This window comes from Bartonella sp. AC10YNML, from assembly GCF_042196825.1.
Classification (GTDB): Bacteria; Pseudomonadota; Alphaproteobacteria; order Rhizobiales; family Rhizobiaceae; genus Bartonella.
Genome location: NZ_JBHIRA010000064.1, coordinates 1 through 955 on the forward strand (window position 1 = coordinate 1; position 955 = coordinate 955).

Annotated in this window: 2 protein-coding genes; both read left to right on the forward strand. The window is 43.9% G+C overall.

The annotated features are described in order from the left end of the window. Positions 1 to 443: lysozyme (locus ACFINA_RS09635; protein WP_375615525.1), on the forward strand; the 443-nt coding region annotated here is incomplete at its 5' end. Beyond that, complete coding sequence (locus ACFINA_RS09640; RefSeq protein WP_375611041.1) at positions 440 to 667, forward strand: hypothetical protein; 228 nt, start codon at positions 440 to 442, stop codon at positions 665 to 667. The genes ACFINA_RS09635 and ACFINA_RS09640, both read left to right, overlap by 4 nt. Positions 668 to 955 lie beyond the last annotated feature (288 nt).

Sequence of the window (955 nt, forward strand, 5' to 3'; positions counted from 1 at the left end):
CGGTGACGGTTTCGTTAACGGATTGCCAATTCGCGGCATTGGTCTCATTTTGCTATAATGTAGGAACAGCTGCTTTTCGCAAGTCAACCTTGTTGAAGAAGCTTAATCAAGGGGATTATGAAGCCGTACCCTTAGAATTACAGAAATGGAATAAGGTCGGTGGGAAGCCTCTTGCGGGTTTAGCCAACCGTCGAGCAGCAGAAGCGGGATTATGGGTAAAAGGGGCTTATGTTTCTTCGAATTATCAAAGGGTAGAAACGAAAACAGCAAGCGGTCTTTTAAAGATAGAAGCGCTTGCCCCGATTATAGGGTCTTGTTCTGGTTTTGGTGGCTTGTTAGCAGGCAATGGTCCGGTGCAATGGGCATTAGCAGGCATCATGGTTTTAGCGGCTGTAACGGGCATAGTGATTGTCGCCAAGCGTTTTCGGGAGCAACGCTTATGATTTTTTGGCTAAAGAAATATTCTCTTATGTTTACAGCGGCTTTAGCCGTTTTTTTTATGGCTTTAGCCAAGGCGTTTCAGCTTGGCAAGCAAAGCGAACGGCAAAAGCAAACAGAGAATGCTTTAAAGACAGCAACAACCCGTCTTGAGGTAGAAAATGAAGTTAATCGAAAAAGCGATGCTGGTGTGCGCTCTGAACTTTCTCGTTGGGTGCGCGGCAAATAGGTCTGTTTCTTGTGGTGGCTGGTTGCCCATTTATTTGGATAATCAGGATGTTGAGGTCATCAGTTCCAACCTTGCAAGAGATATTTTGAAGCATAACAAGCAGGGAGCCCATTTATGTGGTTGGAAAGATGGTCAAGAAACGAAGCAGCAAAGATAAAGATCTTACAGAAACAGAACAACAGCTTCTTCATGAGATGATAGAGACCTATCAAGGCTTAAAGATGATGTCACGCATCATGAAGTGGATTGCCTTCATTCTCTTTATGTTTGTAATAGATTTTTCCCGTT